This window comes from Mesorhizobium qingshengii, from assembly GCF_900103325.1.
Lineage (GTDB): Bacteria > Pseudomonadota > Alphaproteobacteria > Rhizobiales > Rhizobiaceae > Mesorhizobium > Mesorhizobium qingshengii.
In genome coordinates this window covers 124,574-141,644 of record NZ_FMXM01000017.1, presented here as the reverse complement: position 1 = coordinate 141,644, position 17,071 = coordinate 124,574, and the positions used below count along the sequence as shown (strand labels likewise).

14 protein-coding genes and 4 pseudogenes are annotated in these 17,071 nt (G+C 58.8%); 7 read left to right on the top strand and 11 right to left on the bottom strand.

Annotated elements, in window-relative coordinates; translation table 11 throughout:
* Nucleotides 1–7: 7 nt before the first annotated feature.
* Entirely contained in the window at nucleotides 8–1,516 is a 1,509-nt protein-coding gene (locus tag BLS48_RS24225) for an arylsulfatase B (RefSeq protein WP_091583147.1), read from the bottom strand.
* A gap of 530 nt (nucleotides 1,517–2,046) precedes the next feature.
* On the opposite strand from BLS48_RS24225, the gene BLS48_RS24220 reads away from it, so the two are divergent.
* Entirely contained in the window at nucleotides 2,047–2,943 is an 897-nt protein-coding gene (locus BLS48_RS24220) for an AraC family transcriptional regulator (protein WP_091583144.1), read from the top strand.
* 349 nt (nucleotides 2,944–3,292) lie between these two features.
* Here BLS48_RS24220 and BLS48_RS24215 read toward each other — a convergent pair whose 3' ends face one another.
* Nucleotides 3,293–4,606, bottom strand: a complete 1,314-nt coding sequence (locus BLS48_RS24215; protein ID WP_091583142.1) for a hypothetical protein — start codon at nucleotides 4,604–4,606, stop codon at nucleotides 3,293–3,295.
* Between the two features lie 1,006 nt (nucleotides 4,607–5,612).
* Between BLS48_RS24215 and BLS48_RS36335 the strand changes: the two genes are divergently transcribed.
* Complete coding sequence (locus BLS48_RS36335) at nucleotides 5,613–5,753, top strand: NAD-dependent epimerase/dehydratase family protein (RefSeq protein ID WP_244529832.1); 141 nt, start codon at nucleotides 5,613–5,615, stop codon at nucleotides 5,751–5,753.
* On the opposite strand, the pseudogene BLS48_RS24205 reads toward BLS48_RS36335, so the two are convergent.
* A pseudogene (locus BLS48_RS24205) lies at nucleotides 5,730–6,960 on the bottom strand (IS3 family transposase); the annotation flags it as partial. The gene BLS48_RS36335 and the pseudogene BLS48_RS24205 overlap by 24 nt on opposite strands.
* 58 nt (nucleotides 6,961–7,018) lie before the next feature.
* Here BLS48_RS24205 and BLS48_RS35150 point away from each other — a divergent pair.
* Entirely contained in the window at nucleotides 7,019–7,168 is a 150-nt protein-coding gene (locus tag BLS48_RS35150; RefSeq protein WP_208604665.1) for a hypothetical protein, read from the top strand.
* A 146-nt stretch (nucleotides 7,169–7,314) separates the two neighbouring features.
* Here the strand turns inward: BLS48_RS35150 and BLS48_RS24200 are convergent, their stop codons facing one another.
* The 6 genes from BLS48_RS24200 to BLS48_RS24175 form a co-directional block, all read right to left on the bottom strand.
* The gene (locus BLS48_RS24200; protein ID WP_143019497.1) at nucleotides 7,315–8,406 is read right to left on the bottom strand and encodes a hypothetical protein; all 1,092 of its coding nucleotides are present in this window, start codon (nucleotides 8,404–8,406) and stop codon (nucleotides 7,315–7,317) included.
* Between the two features lie 235 nt (nucleotides 8,407–8,641).
* Complete coding sequence (locus BLS48_RS24195) at nucleotides 8,642–9,019, bottom strand: hypothetical protein (protein WP_091583133.1); 378 nt, start codon at nucleotides 9,017–9,019, stop codon at nucleotides 8,642–8,644.
* A gap of 82 nt (nucleotides 9,020–9,101) precedes the next feature.
* Nucleotides 9,102–9,842, bottom strand: a complete 741-nt coding sequence (locus tag BLS48_RS24190; protein ID WP_143019496.1) for a hypothetical protein — start codon at nucleotides 9,840–9,842, stop codon at nucleotides 9,102–9,104.
* 96 nt (nucleotides 9,843–9,938) lie between these two features.
* On the bottom strand, nucleotides 9,939–10,295 hold the full coding sequence (locus BLS48_RS24185; RefSeq protein ID WP_244529830.1) for a YidH family protein: 357 nt from the start codon (nucleotides 10,293–10,295) through the stop codon (nucleotides 9,939–9,941).
* 80 nt (nucleotides 10,296–10,375) lie between these two features.
* Entirely contained in the window at nucleotides 10,376–11,752 is a 1,377-nt protein-coding gene (locus tag BLS48_RS24180; RefSeq protein ID WP_091583125.1) for an anaerobic sulfatase maturase, read from the bottom strand.
* 82 nt (nucleotides 11,753–11,834) lie between these two features.
* Entirely contained in the window at nucleotides 11,835–14,204 is a 2,370-nt protein-coding gene (locus BLS48_RS24175; RefSeq protein ID WP_091583123.1) for an arylsulfatase, read from the bottom strand.
* A gap of 239 nt (nucleotides 14,205–14,443) precedes the next feature.
* On the opposite strand from BLS48_RS24175, the gene tnpA reads away from it, so the two are divergent.
* The 3 genes and pseudogenes from tnpA to BLS48_RS24160 form a co-directional block, all read left to right on the top strand.
* On the top strand, nucleotides 14,444–14,890 hold the full coding sequence (gene tnpA / locus BLS48_RS24170; protein ID WP_091583120.1) for an IS66-like element accessory protein TnpA: 447 nt from the start codon (nucleotides 14,444–14,446) through the stop codon (nucleotides 14,888–14,890).
* 26 nt (nucleotides 14,891–14,916) lie between these two features.
* Complete coding sequence (tnpB, locus tag BLS48_RS24165; RefSeq protein ID WP_425284742.1) at nucleotides 14,917–15,243, top strand: IS66 family insertion sequence element accessory protein TnpB; 327 nt, start codon at nucleotides 14,917–14,919, stop codon at nucleotides 15,241–15,243.
* Nucleotides 15,244–15,351: 108 nt separating this feature from the next.
* A pseudogene (locus tag BLS48_RS24160) lies at nucleotides 15,352–15,897 on the top strand (transposase domain-containing protein); the annotation flags it as partial.
* On the opposite strand, the pseudogene BLS48_RS24155 reads toward BLS48_RS24160, so the two are convergent.
* A pseudogene (locus BLS48_RS24155) lies at nucleotides 15,896–16,282 on the bottom strand (recombinase family protein); the annotation flags it as partial. The pseudogenes BLS48_RS24160 and BLS48_RS24155 overlap by 2 nt on opposite strands.
* Nucleotides 16,269–16,448 (bottom strand): hypothetical protein, encoded by a 180-nt coding sequence (locus tag BLS48_RS35770; RefSeq protein ID WP_023703238.1) that lies wholly within the window; start codon nucleotides 16,446–16,448, stop codon nucleotides 16,269–16,271. The gene BLS48_RS35770 and the pseudogene BLS48_RS24155, both read right to left, overlap by 14 nt.
* Nucleotides 16,449–16,754: 306 nt before the next feature.
* Here BLS48_RS35770 and BLS48_RS24145 point away from each other — a divergent pair.
* Nucleotides 16,755–16,949, top strand: a pseudogene (locus BLS48_RS24145) (transposase domain-containing protein); the annotation flags it as partial.
* Nucleotides 16,950–17,071: the final 122 nt, after the last annotated feature.

Genomic DNA, 17,071 nt, shown 5'->3' with positions numbered 1-17,071 from the left:
CGCGCAGCTAGTCCCCAAGCTCATTGAACAACGACGACGGATCGGCCGAGATTGGCGGTGCGCCGAAGGTCAGTTTGATCGCTTCCATCATCAGCAGGGGCGGCGCCATTTGTTTGGCGAGATCCACGATTTTCCCTTTCAATTCCTTGACTTTATCGGGATTCTTGTCGGCCAGATTAGTGCTTTCGGATTTGTCGGCGGCAAGATCGAACAATTCGACTCGCTCCAACACGCCGGCCGACCATACAAGCTTCATGTCGCCTTCACGGATTGCACCCCCGGTCGGGTCAACATTGTAGACTATCTCACTGCGCGGCGAGGGTTTGCCCTCGCTGATCGTATCCCAGACATTCATGCCGTCGAGCGGCTTGTTCTTGGTCGGTTTCGCCCCAGCAAGCGCAGCGAGAGTCGGATAGATGTCCGAGACGTGTATCATGCCGTCCACATCACCCGCCTTCACCTTACCCGGCCAGTTCACCAAGCCACAAACGCGCGTGCCGCCTTCGTAAAGCGTGCCCTTGCCATCGCGGTACGGCCCGTTGTCGGCCGGGAGGTTGGCCCCAACCTCCGATTCGCCCGCGAACATGGCGGAACGGACGCCGCCATTGTCGCTCTGAAAGATGACAATGGTATTGTCGCGCATCTTCTTCTTCTCGAGCGCGGCAAGAACCCGGCCGATCTCGTCGTCCATGACTGAGATCATGGCGGAGTAGAGCCGCCGCTGCTCATCGGCGACATGAGCATATTTTTTGACGGCCTCTTCAGGGGCCTGGTAAGGCGAATGGGGTGCGGTGAATGCCAGATACAAGAATAGTGGCGCCTTGCCGTCGTGTTTTTCGATTACCCTGGCGGCTTCCGTGCCGAACAGGGTGTTGTCGTAGCCAGGCTCCTTCAGCGGCTTGTTGTTGCGGTACCAGTCCATCACGCCGTGGGAAGCGTGCTTGAAATGATCGATTTCACCAACCAGAGCGCCGTAGAAGGAATCGAATCCCCGCTGACGCGGCCAGTATTCAGCCTTCGCGTGACCCAGATGCCACTTGCCCACCATCGCTGTGTTGTATCCCGCGTCCTTGAGCATCTGGGGCAGGAGATACTCGTCCATGGCAAGCCCGTAGCTACCACCAGACGGAATAACGCCCATCTGAAGCCCGTAGCGCAACGGATAGCGCCCCGTCATCAGCGCCGCGCGGGTGGGCGTGCACATCGGCTGGGCATAGAACTGTTCCAAGCGCGCGCCCTCCGCGGCGAGCTTGTCGATGTTGGGTGTCTTGATGTCGGAGCCGTGGAAGCCCACGTCCTTCCAGCCCTGATCGTCGGAGATGATGTAGACGATGTTGGGGCGTGTCGGCTGGGCCGCCGCGGGCTGAACGCCGGCAAGTCCAGTGAGCGCGCCCGAAAGACCGACCGGCGCAGCCAGCCGCGAAACGGCTGCCGCCGTGCCGGCCATCAATGCGACCCGTCGCGTTATTCTGTTGCCGACACCGGTCTGTACCGGGAAGTCTCGATCGTTACTCATGTTTCCCCCTTGTTCTTGTTGGAGTTGCCACTGTGCTCATAGCCCGAGCGAGTTAGCTTTTCCGCCCTCGATCATTTCCCCGGAACCCAACGCGGCAGGGCAGCGGTCAGGAACGAAGAATACCCCTGGCGGCGGGGTGAAGCTCGCCATAGGACCGCGCGAACCGAGCGGATAGACGTTCGCGCCGCCTTCCTGAACGCTTGAACTGTCGACAAGCTTGCCAGCACCGTCACGGCTGCGCTGAGGAAGCAGCTGGCTCCACAACGTCTCGTACCCAGGGCGAGGGCATCCAACGTGCCCGGTGCGCCCTTCGGGCATAGGTCTTGTCTGTCCATAGTCCCCACCAGCCGCGCGTCGGCGATATTTTCGTACCAATTGATCTCGCGCAATTTTCGCCTAAGCTATCGCTAATATAATCGCGTTGCTATCCACTTTGCGCAAAGGACGTAGTTTTGCCCTCTTGGCCTTCATCGCCTTTACATAGGGATGTGCTGCTTGGTCCAGACCAGTTTGCCAATGCTGCATCAGGAATGCTGGCGAAGGTCGACATCCTCTCTGCCGGGGAGCTGCCTTCGCGCATCCGGCAAATTCAGTCTCACGGTAAGTGGGCGATTGATTTGCCCCAATTCAACTGCGCCTTGCGAGCCAGCGGCGAGATGGATCGTGGTTCCGTGGTTGTTTTGGCTGTCCAGCGCGCCTGCGAGTCGACAATTTGCGGCATTCCGCTTGAAGACGACATGATCATGACAATCCCTGCCGGCACGACCGTGACTGCAAGCATCCAGCCCGGCCTGAGCTATGCGGGCGCTGTTGTTCCGACAGCGATCTGGCGGGGTATCCAGGCGGCGGCTGCAGGGGTGATTGTCGAGCGGGCGGCAGACCATCCTAGCGCCGTTCGACTCGCGCCCAGGCAAGGACGATCCTTCCGGAACCGGATCGAGGTGTTGGCAGACCGCCTCGCGGCAATAGCAGACAATCCGACTCAACTGGAGCACCTCCCCATCGCGTTCATTGAGTATCTCGGGGGGCTGGCCGAAGCCCATGCAGTCGCGCATGATCGTGATCCCAGAATCGATCGCTCCTCAGGTCGACTTCTCCGCCAAGCCCGGACGGCTGAGAATTTCATTCACACCCACATTCGGGAAGAGATCCCGATCATTCGGCTGTGCAGGGAAGTCGGCGTGAGTCGCCGGCAGTTGGAGTATGCTTTTCGCACCACCTTCGGCGTCAGTCCGTCGGAATTCATCAGGGCGCTCCGCCTCAATGAAGCCAGGCGGCAACTGGCGACTGCGCGCAAGAATGACTTAAGTGTCACAAGGGTTGCGATGGACGTGGGGATCGCCCACCTTGGTCGTTTCGCGGCGCGTTATCGTTCGCTCTTCGGCGAGTCGCCCAAAGAAACAATGCTTCGTGCTCGGGGATTGTGACCGGCGGCTGGCGAAGCCGGCGAATGCGAGAGCGGCGGTCGACATCCGCATCCGGGCCTGTCTTAGGAGCTCGGGCTTTGTCCAGGCGCAGAATACCTTCTTGCTCGGGCCGCGGATTACGCGGCTCAGCCGCAGGTCGTTGCGCTGCACTGCATGGCGCAAGCGCAGACACGTCATGAGCTGCCTCGGGTCCGCAGCTTCGTCCGGCCACACCGAAATGAAGTGCGATGCCCGAATCAAATTTGATGGGGACTAGGGGGTGTCCTCTGCCAGAGAGACCACGCCCAGAGGTAAAAGATTCGGGCGCCGCTCGACCGCTAAGGTCTGCCGTGGGTGCTGTGCTGTTGTTCTATGGAAAAGTCCGGGACATCGAGAAATCGAGCGACCACTGCCGTCCCGATGGAATTCCGGAATTACCAGAAGTTTCCTTCGCCAAGCCCGCTTCGAGGGTCAAATCCAGGTTTTCAACAGGAGTGTAGGTCAAATTGGCCGCGCCTCTCGCCGACAGTATGGATCCTGTTCCGAAAACATCAGGTAACTTCAAACTGGTGAAGCTCGCGAATGCAGCCGATCTCCACTTGCTCGACCAGGCCCAGCCGACGACAGCGGCACCATTCCATCCGGTGGCTCGTTCGGCATCGTTGGCGCCGAGAGCGCCGGGCAGATTGATGTTGAATGCGCTCGTCGGCGTATTGATCCCAAGATAGCCCGGCGCATTCCATGCGCGGGCGAGCTGGAAAATAACATAAGACTTGTCGCTCTGAACATTATTAGCAAAAGCGTATCTGGCATAGGCTTGGACAGCTCCTCCCCAAAGCGCGGGGCTTTGAGAAGCCAGAGGGCCGGCATTTGAATCAAAGAAGGTCGTCTGATGCGACGCCGCGTTTGCAATGAACTGCCAGTTTCCGCTCGTGTAGCGAAAGCGACCAACCAAGTCAGGAAATTGTTGCGGCCCATAGCCGGAAATAGTGACGCGCCGGAACGTCGGATCCTCCAGCGACAGAGTTAGTGTTGTATTTGGCGTCGGCCTCGACACATAAGCGACGAGGAACGGCGATTGCGTGGAAGTGAGGGCTCGGAACGAAAATTCGTCAGCCTGCCAATCAGCAAAGAAGGACGTCTCGATGCCGATAATGCCCCTCCCAATCGTAACTGATGCGGAGGAAATCGAAAGGTCCTTGCTTTGATCGCCTTGGACACCGAGACGCGTGACCAGATCGCCGTACTCCGTCTGGGAGTAATGAGTAACATTTGCGATCTCAGTCAGCTGCCATTGCGTCTTGGCCGATTTCTTCGGTGGCGTCAGCCGAGATCCCTTTGCTGCCACACCTGTTGCCTCTACGCCGGAACTGACGGAGCCATCAAACAGAATACAGCCGTAACCGGGTAGGTAAAATCCGGGGCCCGCGTTGCTGTCGGTATCGCCCGGTCCGGGGGTGTCCGACGTTCTGGAATCGCCGGTCGACGTGTCCTCATTATCTTCTGCATCTATCTGCACTTGCGGCTTGTCGATTGCGTCGACATCCGGAGGCGTCCAGGGGCAAGCCAAAACAGGGTCGGCAGGCGGACTATCAGCGCTTTGCGCATTCACAGGCGCGACCTGCAGCGCAATCACGGTGAAGAGGAGGCAGGCGTAGCAAACGAACTTTTTGACGTCAGACATTCGGCGATTTTGCCATAAATGAAGGGGCCCTTTAGAGCATTGCATTTAGAGATTCACAACCTGTCCAAGGTCACCGGAGAGATCTGTGTCGGGCCACGAATGCCGACATCGTCCTTGATTGCTGCAGCTCAACCCTGGAACGTCGCCTGTAACTGCCACGGTTTTCCAGACGCTAGTCGGGTGCTGAGAAAGCGCCTCAACCGCAACCGCGTCGTGCATGGCTGAACTGGCCGCCGGTGTCATGATCGCAACTCACATGGTCGTGCATAGCGGATTGTCCTGCCACTGTCCTGATCCCGGCTCGTCAGCCGAACGATACTTGGAGACTGCAAACCGCACGGATTAGCGTGCAACATCAAGGTTATTCTCCGCGGGGAATTTTTCTCTGCCTGAGGAGATACTCACTTCGTCATTCGCGACAGGCCGACGTTTTTCAGGCTTCTCCATGATCGATGATCTCTCAATGGCAGAGCAGTTGACCTCCGCGCTCGCCGGGAACCGTCTTCCCGAGCGATGCGCGCGTCCGGATGGGTGGGCGTTGGGCGGCCTCGCGAATTACGAGCGTGGATCAAGTAGAGACGTTGTCTCATCTCGCTGAATGTCTGCTGTTGCATATCGAACGCCAGGAACTGCCGGTCCACTTGCGCCCCAAAACCGTCAGTCAGGAAAGCGTGCGCTGCTCGCTGGAAAATCCGCGCGCCTATATTTACTCCAGACCGCTGGTCATCTGGAAATCCTGGAGCTGTGCCCGCACATTGCCCGACATCAAGCATCTGGTCTATCCCTCTTCGAGCTCGGTCTATGGCGACAACCGCAAGGTCCCCTTCAGCGAGGATGACCGCGTCGACGATCCGGTCGCGCTCGATGCCCACCAAGAGGGCGGACGAGCCGATGAGCTCGGCCTATTCGCATCTATTCGGCTTGCCGCATACGGGCCCGCGGTTCTTCACCGTCTACGGTTACCTGGGGTCGGTCCGACATGGCGAGCCGGATCTTCACCTAGGCCATGCTGCAGCGAAAGCCGATCCGCGGCTTCAATCATGGCGAGATGTGGCGCGACTTCACCTATATCGATGACGTTGTCGATGGCGTTGTGGCGGTGCTCGACATGGAGTTGCCCCTATTTGACCGGACAGTCGGCTATTGAGTTTGTGCTCGGATGAACTCCCTTGGGGAGCGCATTCTGAGCCCTGAATGAGGATGGTTTTCGTTGTAATCCTCGAACCATCCGGCGATTTTGCCGAGTGCGGTGACCGCATCTGGCAAAGGATTGACGCGAGCATAGTCGCGTTTGAAGGTTTTGACGAAGCTCTCGGATATGCCGTTCGACTCCGGGCTCTGGACCGGCGTGAAGCAGGCAATGAGATTGAGCGCGGTGGCGAAGTCGCGCGTCTCCTTGGCGGTGTAGGCACTGCCATTGTCCGTCAGCCATTCGAGCGGCGCCGGCGACTGGAGGGCGCCGAACCTGCTCTCGACAGCTTCCAGCATCATGTCCCGGATCATGCTGCCGCTGATGCCCGATCCCACGACGGCATGCCATGCGATGATCTCGCGGTCATGGGCATCGATGATGAAGGCGACCCTGATGATATCTCCGTTCCAGCATCCGACCTCGAAGCCATCGGAACACCAGCGCAGGTTCGAGCGCATGACGATGACCTTGCCGTCATGGACGCGGCCGGTCCTGCGGCCCGTATGCCTGGCAAGCAGCATGCTGTTCTGGCGCATGATACGGAAGACGCGCTTGTGATTGACGGCCGGTTCGCCCGTCTTGGCGCGTTCCCTGTTCGTCAGGGCTGTGATGCGGCGATAGCCATAGGTCGGGCGTTCGTCGATCAGGCGGCGAACCAGCTCCAAGAGCCCATCGTCGTCGGGTTTGCGATAAGGCCCGCGCGGCTTCACCAGGCGATGCACCTTGTCATGGAGATGGGAACGCGCCACCCCGAGGGTCTCGGCAACGGCCTTCATCGGGAACCGTCCCTCGGCTGCGACAAGAGCCGCAAGTTCGGTTTTTTTGACTCCGACCTGGCCAGCGCGTCTTTGAGGATCTCCACTTCCATGGTCTTGCGGCCGAGAAGCCGCTCGAGGTCGCGAACGCGCTCTTCGAGCCGCCGCACTTCCGAACTCCCGACCACAGATTCGTCCGATCCCACCGCAGCCGCTCCGCCTTCCTTCAATAAACGACGCCAACGATACAAAAGATTTGGCGCCACGCCTCGCCGTCGGGCGACAGAGGACACGGTCTCGCCCGGAAGGAAACTCTCCTCGATAATCTGCAGCTTCTGTTCGGTCGTCCAGTGTCGGCGCCGTACCTCACCGGTGATCAGTTCAATCCGTCGATAGTCGTCAGCCATAAGCCTGTGCTTGAGGATATCCCCAAGCCTCCCGCGTTAGGCCGACTGTCCGGTCGAAATGGGGGCCAGTTCAGTGGCGGTGCTCGACAAGCCGCCGACGGCCAGCCACCCGAAGCACGCGCTCTACAATATCGGCAACGGTCGTGCGGTGCGTCTCGGCCGCTTCATCGACAAACTGAGACACTATCCTCTCACCGATGGCCTTTGATGAATTTCTGAGAAGCTCATGAAAGCATCAATCCGATCGATCAGGAAAACCAGCACGGTGGTCTATCTAGCGATGGGCTCGACAGAACGGTCTGAAAATTCGACGGAACTTCGGCAGCTGGCTAAGTTTCAGATCTGGAAGTCGTCTTAAAATAATACGGCAACCAACTTTCTGGCTAACTCGTCCATCGGCATGATGGTCACCACCAGAGGCAGCAACGGGGCAAACACGGCACCTGCCAGCAGGAGGATTGTATCCTTCGATAGAAGCACAACTCTCATCGATTGCACGACCTGCATGCTGTTCCCAATATCGGCCAACGACTGAATGTCGGCAGTGCCGATGAGTGGCTCGCCGGCGGGGGCGCCTCCGCGAATCCATTTACGGTCGAATTCCCGCACATAGCGCTCAGCCAGCCTGCCATAATCACGCCCCCCCGCCCGTTTCGCCCGTTCCAGTTGGACCGAGAATACCAGCAGAGGTCCCTCGACGAGACAGAGCAAAAACACGACTATAGCGGCTACTTCTACCTTGAAATCGGTAAGTGCGGCTCCGGTGTGCAAGATGCGGCCGGCAATCAGGCCGGCGAGCATGACGCCATGTGCCAACAAAAGCGGCAGCAGCGCATAAACCGAAGCGGATAGGAAGCCGAGCCCACCGACGCCGTCGGGATGCGATGGCATTAGACAAAGCTCAACTCGCGAAATATGCCAAAGTAGGCGTGCCCAGACGAAAATTCGGAAGTACCAGCGAAGCAACAGAAACTGGAAGACCGGTAGGCTCACAAACACAAACCATAATCCTGCAGCTGAGAGTTTGCTCTCACCGTTAGATGTACCTGCATACCACGTAACTGCATCAAGCGCGGTATAGTGGCGCCAGATGACGGCGATGCCCACCGCATAAACCATGGCGATTAGTAGTACCTCGGCAATGATCGAATCGCGAAAGCGTGAAGCAGATTTGACCGCGGTCTCGAAACGCGGCAGGTCGATGTTGGAAATCAGATGCCGCTCGCGAAATTCAGACACGAGCAAACGCATGCGGCGGTGCACGACAAGTTCCGCCAAAACCAGCAGCGGCATCGACAGAAGGAAACGCACGTGGAGATCGACATCCGCCAGGAATGGCACGGCGACGCCCCCGCCGAACAATTGCCCCTGAAAGGCAGAAAACAGGAAAAGAGGGAGCCAGCATATCGCAACGAAGAATATCACCCGGCGATAGAGCATCTGCATGGCATCGTCACACAATCGGGCCCGCCTGAGAAACTGGAACAGCGGACCCCCCAGGACGAGAGAGAAATCTCCCGGCGGGACTGAGATGCTTTCCCCTGACCTCGACATTTCGGATTCCCTAACCGCTATTATCTCGATTCCGCCTGCAACAAGCTACTTGGAACGACGGCAAGCTACACCATCGGAGTCAGCGCTGATTTGGTGCAGATCAAAACTGCAGCGGGCAGGCGCGCTTTCATCCGCGTCGGGCGAGGCGCGTTACAAGGCCCCGAAGGATCAGGTAGGGCAAGATTGCCAGAACAATCGCCACGATGATCGCTTCGCCTGGGTAGACGAAGCGCTCGACGATCAACTGGTAGGCCACATCCAAGACAAGCGCCGCAATAAATACCTTGCCGATGCTTTTCCACCCGTCCCTCAGCATTACAGCGCGATGAGCCGGATTGGTTAGAACCGACCAGAAGTACGGTGGATTTCCTTCTCTCGCATCCTTCAGGCCAGCACGGATCGCCAAGATTGTCGCGATTGTCGGCTGCAGGATGAGACGAAGACTCATAGGCCCGCTGACGCGCTCAACCAGATTGTCCGCTATTCGAACCCAAGTGTCATACATATCGAACCTCGTTCGGATGAAGTGGAAACGCGAATTCAGTCGGGGGCATGTTCGATGTAGTCGATGGAACCGATCCTCTCCCTCAGCCCAAGGGAAGCAGGAGAATTCCGTAGAGTGCGCCCCCGGCCAGGAATGGAAGAAACCTTCCGTCCTTTTCCGTTGGTAGTTCCATTATGGTGCTGTTGACGATAACCGCACCGGAGATGAAGGCCGTCAACAAAGCGAACACGTATTCTGGCAGCGGCAACAGCAGGCTTGTGCCCCAGCCGATAACGCATGCGCCGGCGAGCAGTAATCTTCCCATTTTATCGTAGACCTTGCCGTTCTCACGTCTCAAGTTGTGGTCAAGGGCTAGGAAGTGAAATGAGATAGCAACACTATACAAGACGATGGAAAGAACGCTTTCTTCGATAATATAAACAATCATATACGACATAAGCCACACATAGCCGACAAATCCGCTGATCTGTATATTGAAATTCGCGCTCTCGGAGTCGCCGGTCCTACCATCTGACTGGCGGCGAAGATGTTCGAGGCCGTAAAAGATAAAAAATCCAGCGAGTGCGAAAAAGTAGACAACCTTTCCTTCGAAGGGCAGCAGCATCCCGGCTGCAGTCTTGTAATTCTCCCGAGCACCACAAAGTTCGGGGATTGCGTAGATTATGGCATAAGCAACCGAGACACCTGCCGAGAAAGAGGCGACCGTCCGCTGGTCTTCAATCAGAAATTGAAATGGATGCACCCGGCCTCCCAACAGGAAGGTGCCCGCAAGCAGCAACATTGCAATTGCGGATTCTGCGATCAATGTTAGATCCACCATCATGTCCAGTTCGTTGCGTGCTAGTCGGTTAGTTCAGACCTCGTGGTTCCTTTCAAACGATGCTCCGGTCCCCGAACGCATGGTCGGCATGAGGCCTGTCTAGGCAAGTCGAAAGAGAATGCTGAAGAATGTCAGAATACCGATTGCCAGGAGCATGATCGCAATGAAGCTTGAGATTGGCCAGTAGTGAGTGTCACGTGAACCGGCCAAAAGCCGAAAATCCGCGCTCCACAGATACCTGTTGATAGCGCGGAACTGCCAGAGCGAAATGCAAAGCAACATGACTCCGCCTAAGATGAGTGCGAGACCGAGATAACGTGGCGCCTCTGGAAATGCGGGAGGGGAAACCCCCTTCATATCAGCGAAGCGCTCGAAGAATTGGACGATGGTGAAGCCAAAGCCGATCAGCGAGGTGGCCGTTCTCAGGCAGGCCAGGAACGTACGCTCGACGCTCAAGCGTGTGCGTATCCACGAAAAGTGACTGTCACTCGTCCGCCTTACGAGAAACCTTTTATTTTCAATCGCTGCTTGGTCCGTCATCTTGCTACCGCGCCAGTTCCATGCAAATTGGTGGAGTGACGGTCCTCGGATCTGCTGACGCCGTCACAGTGGCAGGCTTCATGCGGGTCAACGTTGACGACCAGGTCGACTGCTCTGCCAGAGTGCAGTCTCATAATTTCATCCGCGAAACGTCCCTGGCGAACCAGCTTGGCCATGGCCTTCATTGGTCCGTCGATGTGATGATAGAACAGCTTATAACCAGCACAGAGATAGTTCAGCCCGGGTTCGCCATCCGGAGTATTGATGAAGCGATTTCGCGGGCAGTCCCCATAGCAGGCGAAAAGCACGTCGCACTTGCGGCAATACTGCGGAAGTGTGTCGAACTTGGCGCAGCCGAATTTCCGCTGCCTTTCCGAGGCAACCATCTCTGCCATCGACTTGTCCCTGATGTTGCCCAGCAGGTGTTCCGGCTCGACGAAGTGATCGCAGGAATAGAGATCGCCGTTGTGTTCGAGGGCGAGCGAATTCCCGCATGTCGGAGATACGACGCAGAGGTTGTGCTGGCCAAGCCAACTGCCCAACGCCACGTCGAAGGTCTGCACGAACACTTTGCCGACGTCGAGGTGCACCCATTCGTCGAAGATGGCGTTGAGAAAGCGGCCAAACTGCTCAGCCTCAATGGAGCGCTCCGTCACTGAGGAGCCAGCTTGGGTGTAGAGCTTTCGTCCAGTATTTTTCCGGCCGCCCCATCCTTTATTGGCAGCCGGAAGATCCTCGGCCGCAGCGCGCTCGACGATAGGTATGAACTGAATGTGTCGGGCTTGGAGGTCATCCCGGAAAAACCGGTAGACCTCCAAGGGATGATCGCCGTTCGCTGCGTGTACGGTGCACAGAATATTGAACTCCACCCCGTGCGTGTTCAGGCAAGCGAACCCCCGCATGACCTGATCGAAACTGCCGCGCCCGCCCTTGTTGACGCGATAGGCATCGTGCATCGTCTTCGGCCCGTCGACACTGAGGCCAACCAGAAATCCGTTTTCCTTGAAGAAGGCGCACCACGCATCATCTAGAAGCACGCCATTGGTCTGGATTGTGTAGCTTAAAGACTGGTCCGGTTTCTTGTACTTCTCCGCAAGTGCGACCGACCGCCTGAAAAAGTCCAGTCCCATCAGAGTTGGCTCACCACCCTGCCAATTGATGCCGACTTCCGGGGTGTGGTGAGCCTCCAGCAATTGGCGGATATAGACTTCCAGGAGATCGTCGGCCATCCGGAAGCGGCTGCCAGGATAGAGCATCTCCTTCGATAGGAAGAAGCAATAGGTGCAGTCCAGATTGCAGGTGGCGCCTGTCGGCTTGGCCAGGAGATGAAAGGCTGCCGGCGCATTGGTTGAAATAGAGTCTGCTACGGCCATCTTGGTTCATCCTTCAAAATGCTGAGGATACAGGCATCGTGCCGGTATGCGCCGGCACGATGCGCTCCCGCCTTGGCTTTGCCTACTGCCGCGCCATCGCCATGCGGATGGCATCCTCCGGATTTATCAGGTGATCGAGGTCTTCGGCAGCCTCGTCGATGGCAAGCTGCACTCCCTTGACCTCGCCGTTGAATGCGTTGCCGGTGGAACCGTAGTCCGGGGAAACGGGCGCACCGGTGTCCTCGCCGACATCCAGGCCGTCATCAGCCGAGAAAACGGCCGCCAAGGTCGCCTCCACCGTGCCCTCGCCGACCTTTTGACCGTCGGTGTACAGGGCCACCTTGCCGCCCTTGCCCAGACCGCCGCCTTCATAGGCAAACTCCATCCGCACCTGATGCACACCCGCCGGGATCGGCGACGTTCCCTCGACAATGAAGTGCTTAAGGCCGCCCCAGTTGTAGCAATACCTGAGCTTGCCGCCCTTGGCGTACAGGCTCCACCCGCCAATGTTTGCTCCCTGAGCGATGATGACGCCCTCTGCCCCATTTTCGGGAACCACGATCTGGGCGGTAACGGAATGCGACTTGTTCTTGATGTTAAGGACGCAATTCTCGGATAAGCGCCCCATGCCAGGGAACAGGAGTTGGGTCTTACCCTTGATCAGCACGGGCCGTCCGGCGAGATCAGGGTTCATCTTCTCCGTCATGCGGTCATCCAGCGGCAGCACTTTGTAACGTGTGGCCTCGATCAGCCATAGGCGCTGTAATTCACGTAGTTTGTCGGGAAACTCTTTGGAAAGGTCCTTGGACTGGCTCCAATCCTTGGTGGTGTCGTAGAGTTCCCACACATCTTCGTCGAGTGGGGGCCGAGGGGCTGTGATCCAAGGCGTGTAGTGCTTGGTCACCGCAGTCCAACCCTTGTGATAGATGCCGCGATTGCCCATGACCTCAAAATATTGCGTTTCATGATGTTCCGGCGCCTTGGCGTCAGTGAAGGAGCCGAGCATGCTCGTTCCCTCGATCGCGTCCTGCTGAATGCCTTCCACCGCGACTGGTTGAGGGATCCCCGCCGCCTCAAGGATCGTTGGCGCCACATCGATCACGTGGCTGAACTGAGAGCGAACCTCGCCCTTGGCTGTAATCCCCTTCGGCCAATGGATGATTGTACCGTTGCGCGTGCCGCCCCAATGGGACGCCACCTGTTTGGTCCACTGGTAAGGCGTGTTCATGGCAAACGCCCAGCCTACAGCATAGTGATTATAGGACTCCGGCCCACCCAACTTATCCAGCCGCGCAGTCAGGTACTCGGGGGTCTCAAACGCTTGCAAACCATTGAAATAACTCATCTCATTGAAGCAGCCATTGATCGAACCCTCCGCAGAGGCACCATTGTCACCAATGATGTAGTAAATCAGCGTGTCGTCAGCGACGCCAAGTTGCTTCAGAGTTTCGAAGAGCCGACTCACATGGTGGTCTGTGTATTCCAGGTAACCTGCGTAAACTTCCATCTGGCGGCGCAGCGCAGGCTTGAACGCATCGGGCATTTCATCCCAACTCGGCGTCTCCTTTGGCCGAGGCGTGAGCTTGCAGTCCTCAGGAATAACGCCAAGCCTTTTCTGCCGTGCGAGGGTTTCTTCGCGCAGCTTATCCCAGCCTTCGTCGAATCTTCCCTTGTACTTGTCGGCCCATTCCTTCGGAACATGGTGTGGAGCATGGGTTGCGCCGGGCGCGAAATAGACGAAGAAGGGCTTGTCGGGCGCCAGCGCCTTCTGCTGCGAAATCCAGCCGATCGCCTTGTCGGTCATGTCTTCGACAAGGTGATAACCCTCTTCGGGGCTCTTGTTCGGTTCGACCGGCGTGGTGCCCTGATAAAGGGTCGGGTACCACTGGTTTGCCTCGCCACCAATGAAGCCATAGAAGAATTCGAAACCGCCGCCGCCCGTTGGCCAGGCATCGAAAGGTCCGACCGGGCTCGTCTGCCACACGGGCACCTCGTGGCACTTGCCGAACTGCGCAGTATTGTAGCCATTCAGCTTGAGCGTCTTGGCCAATGGCGCCATGGAATTTGGCAGCACGGAGGAATAGCCCGGCGCGCCAGTAGCGATCTCGGTGATGCCGGCCATGCCGGCGGAGTGGTGATTTCGGCCGGTCAACAGCGCTTGCCGTGTTGCCGAGCAGATCGCCGTGGTGTGGAAGCGATTGTACTTCAGCCCTCCGGACGCCAAATGTTCCGCCGCGGGCGTCTGGCACGGGCCGCCGAAGGCGCTCGATGCACCGAATCCGGCGTCGTCAATCAGGACGATCAGCACGTTGGGCGCGCCCTTGGGCGGCCGCAACTGCTCGATCGGCGCCGTCTTGTGATCGGGATCCTTCGCATCGTAGGCGATGTGACCCGGGGGCGTTGTGTTCCGCATTGGAAGATGCGAGCGGCTTTTCTTGTCGTCTTCACTCATAATATTTCCCCTTGAGATGTGCACCGCCTCCAAAGGCGAAGCCCCACTATTTGCAGTACCGGCGCGTTACTCAGAGCAAAATTAGCGCTAGCAAAATAGTAGCTTGAATTGACCAACCAGAGTTGACTCAGATCAAAAAGCTGCGCCGACCCGCGTGAGCAATGTAAGCGCTGTTCCGCCGCCACCTTTCGCTCGTGGTCGTGAGCGACGATGTTCGGAGCCTTTGAGGGCTTCGACACATGACGATTTCAGAGCTTACGCTTAAGTCCAGCGATCCTGAGCCGGCGCGACGTTTCGAAGTGTTCACGGGTTCCGGCCGACGGCGCGAATGGCTGCCGGAGGAGAAAGCGCGGATTGTGGCGGAAAGCTACGATGCCGGCGAGACCGTGAGCGCGGTGGCCCGGCGATATGCGTTGTCCCCGCAGCAGCTGTTCGCCTGGCGCCGGTCCGCGCGGGTGCCATTGGCGAATGCGCCGGCACCGGAGCCATTGTTTGTTCCAGCAGTGGTCGCGGCACCGGAGCCCGAACCGGCGGGGAAGCACGCGAGATCGACGCGGAAGCGAAAGGCCGCGCGAGAAGCCGGCGTGATCGAGCTGGAGATTGACGGTGTCGCCATGCGGGTCGGTCGTGGCGCCGACGCCAGGACGGTGGCGGTGGTGATCCGCGCCCTGAAGGGCGCGTCGTGATCGGCCCGACCGGCGCCGTGCGCGTTATGGTGGCGACGAAGCCGGTGGACTTCCGCAAAGGGGCCGAGGGTTTGGCCGCGCTGGTGCGCGAGACGATGGGTGCCGATCCGTTCTCCGGCGCGGTCTACGTCTTCAGGGCCAAGCGCGCCGACCGGGTCAAGCTCGTCTACTTCGACGGCACCGGCGTGTGCCTGCTGGCGAAACGTCTGGAAGACGGGAAGTTCTGCTGGCCTGCCATCACCGATGGCGTGGTCAGGCTGACGGCGGCGCAGTTGCAGGAGCTTCTGGAGGGGTTGGACTGGCGGCGCGTGCATGACGCCCGCGAGACACGCGCGCCGGTCGCGGCAAGTTGATTCAACGGATGGCCAAGGCGCTGGCAAAGCATTGGAATGCATGATTGAATCGGCTTTGTGAACGGCCCGGCCGACCTGCTGACCAACGATCCGATCGCGCTTCAGGCGATGCTCGCGGCGGAGCGCGCCGAGAACGAGAGGTTGCGCCAGATCATCAAGGAGCTGCAGCGTCACCGCTTCGGCCGCAGGGCAGAGAGCCTGCCCATCGACCAACTGCTGCTGGGTCTGGAAGAGATAGAGCAGGTTGAGGCCGAAGGCTTCGCCGCAGAGGACGCCGCCGATCCTGCTAAGCGCGAGGCTCGCGCCAGGAAGCGCCGCGCCAACCGCGGTTCACTGCCCGCGCACCTGCCGCGTATCGAGCAGGTCATCGACATCCCCGACAAGGTCTGCCCGTGCTGCAAGGGAATGCTGCACGTCATGGGCGAGGATCGTTCCGAGCGCCTCGACATCGTGCCGGCCCAGTTCCGCGTGATCGCCACGCGCCGGCCGAAGTATGCCTGCCGGAGCTGCGAGGAGGTCGTGGTACAGACGCCGGCTCCATCGCGTCTCATCGAAGGCGGCATCCCGACCGAAGCGACCGTCGCCCATGTGCTGGTCGGCAAGTACGCCGACCACCTTCCGCTCTACCGCCAGTCTCAAATCTACGCGCGACAGGCAGGCAGGGGTTGTAGACGCCATCGTGGTCGATGACTCGGGCTTCGACAAGTCCACACAACTCGAGCAGATGATGCCAGTCCCGCCCATTGCGTGCGAGCCTCGATGCGTCCAGGCACAATACGGCGCCGATCTTGCCCGCGCACAACCATGCAACCAGCCGATCGAAGCCGGGGCGCGCCACTGTTCCGCTTGCTGATCGGCCGAGATCGTCGTCGATGACTTCGATATCGGCGAAGCCGCGCTGTCGCGCAATGTCGACCAGATCATATTGCCGTCGCTGGCTCTCCAGGTTGGTCATGACCTGGGACTGCGTCGACTGGCGTACATAGACGACGGCCTTGCGCTTCAAGAGCGCAGTTGGGATCAGATCAGTGCTGGTCATCATCGAGCTCCTCGACGATCAGACCGGCGGCCTGCATGAGGATTTGAGCGAGCGTCAGCAAGGCCTTCGCCCGCTCCACTTCGTTCATCCCCTCCAGCCTGTGGGGTTCGAATATCAGGCTCATCTGCCTGCCCGAGGTCGGTGCAGGCACGTTGTGCTGTTTCATCGACTTTCTCCCGTGCGATTCCATTCTCGCTTGGGAAGTTTGTGGAAACAGCGACCGGCATGACCAGCCTCTTCAGATCAGACAAGGCCGTGAGATCAACCTGTGGCGGGCCAAATGTCATGCCCGCGCAAGCGGCTGAATCCACCATCCAGCCTGGAATCGATACGACAATGCCCGATGGGGATTGCACCTTGAGAAACTGCCCAGTTACCCGCTGCTCCACACGCCGCACGCTGACCTTTCGGCCAAAATATGGATGCCAGCGATAATGAACTTCCAGTTCGTCCCCGACATGGGCACAATGAACGGGTGATGGCCCTCAATCGGAAGAACGCGCTCTTCGCCGGTTCCGACGGCGGTGGAGTGCACTGGGCGACCGTCGCCTCGCTGATCGAGACCTGCAAGCTCAACGGCGTCGACCCGTATGCCTACCTCGCTGACGTCATCACCCGCATCGTTGCAGGCCATCCGCAAAGCCAGCTCGACGACCTGCTGCCCTAGGCCTACGCCCCCGCGCCACTCAAGGCCGTGGCCTGAGAACAGCGGTTACTGAGCAATGCGACGAACAGGTTTTTCAGCGGAGGTTAGGCACATCCTGGCGGCAACGAGCCTATGCAGATCGC

What these genes read in the sequence shown, in the direction of transcription:
- BLS48_RS24225 (WP_091583147.1), bottom strand. Translation starts at nt 1,516, where the DNA reads ATGAGTAACGATCGAGACTTCCCGGTACAGACCGGTGTCGGCAACAGA.
- BLS48_RS24220 (WP_091583144.1), top strand. Translation starts at nt 2,047, where the DNA reads ATGCTGGCGAAGGTCGACATCCTCTCTGCCGGGGAGCTGCCTTCGCGC.
- BLS48_RS24215 (WP_091583142.1), bottom strand. Translation starts at nt 4,606, where the DNA reads ATGTCTGACGTCAAAAAGTTCGTTTGCTACGCCTGCCTCCTCTTCACC.
- BLS48_RS36335 (WP_244529832.1), top strand. Translation starts at nt 5,613, where the DNA reads ATGCTGCAGCGAAAGCCGATCCGCGGCTTCAATCATGGCGAGATGTGG.
- BLS48_RS35150 (WP_208604665.1), top strand. Translation starts at nt 7,019, where the DNA reads ATGGGGGCCAGTTCAGTGGCGGTGCTCGACAAGCCGCCGACGGCCAGC.
- BLS48_RS24200 (WP_143019497.1), bottom strand. Translation starts at nt 8,406, where the DNA reads ATGCAGATGCTCTATCGCCGGGTGATATTCTTCGTTGCGATATGCTGG.
- BLS48_RS24195 (WP_091583133.1), bottom strand. Translation starts at nt 9,019, where the DNA reads ATGTATGACACTTGGGTTCGAATAGCGGACAATCTGGTTGAGCGCGTC.
- BLS48_RS24190 (WP_143019496.1), bottom strand. Translation starts at nt 9,842, where the DNA reads ATGATGGTGGATCTAACATTGATCGCAGAATCCGCAATTGCAATGTTG.
- BLS48_RS24180 (WP_091583125.1), bottom strand. Translation starts at nt 11,752, where the DNA reads ATGGCCGTAGCAGACTCTATTTCAACCAATGCGCCGGCAGCCTTTCAT.
- BLS48_RS24175 (WP_091583123.1), bottom strand. Translation starts at nt 14,204, where the DNA reads ATGAGTGAAGACGACAAGAAAAGCCGCTCGCATCTTCCAATGCGGAAC.
- tnpA (WP_091583120.1), top strand. Translation starts at nt 14,444, where the DNA reads ATGACGATTTCAGAGCTTACGCTTAAGTCCAGCGATCCTGAGCCGGCG.
- tnpB (WP_425284742.1), top strand. Translation starts at nt 14,917, where the DNA reads ATGGTGGCGACGAAGCCGGTGGACTTCCGCAAAGGGGCCGAGGGTTTG.
- BLS48_RS35770 (WP_023703238.1), bottom strand. Translation starts at nt 16,448, where the DNA reads ATGAAACAGCACAACGTGCCTGCACCGACCTCGGGCAGGCAGATGAGC.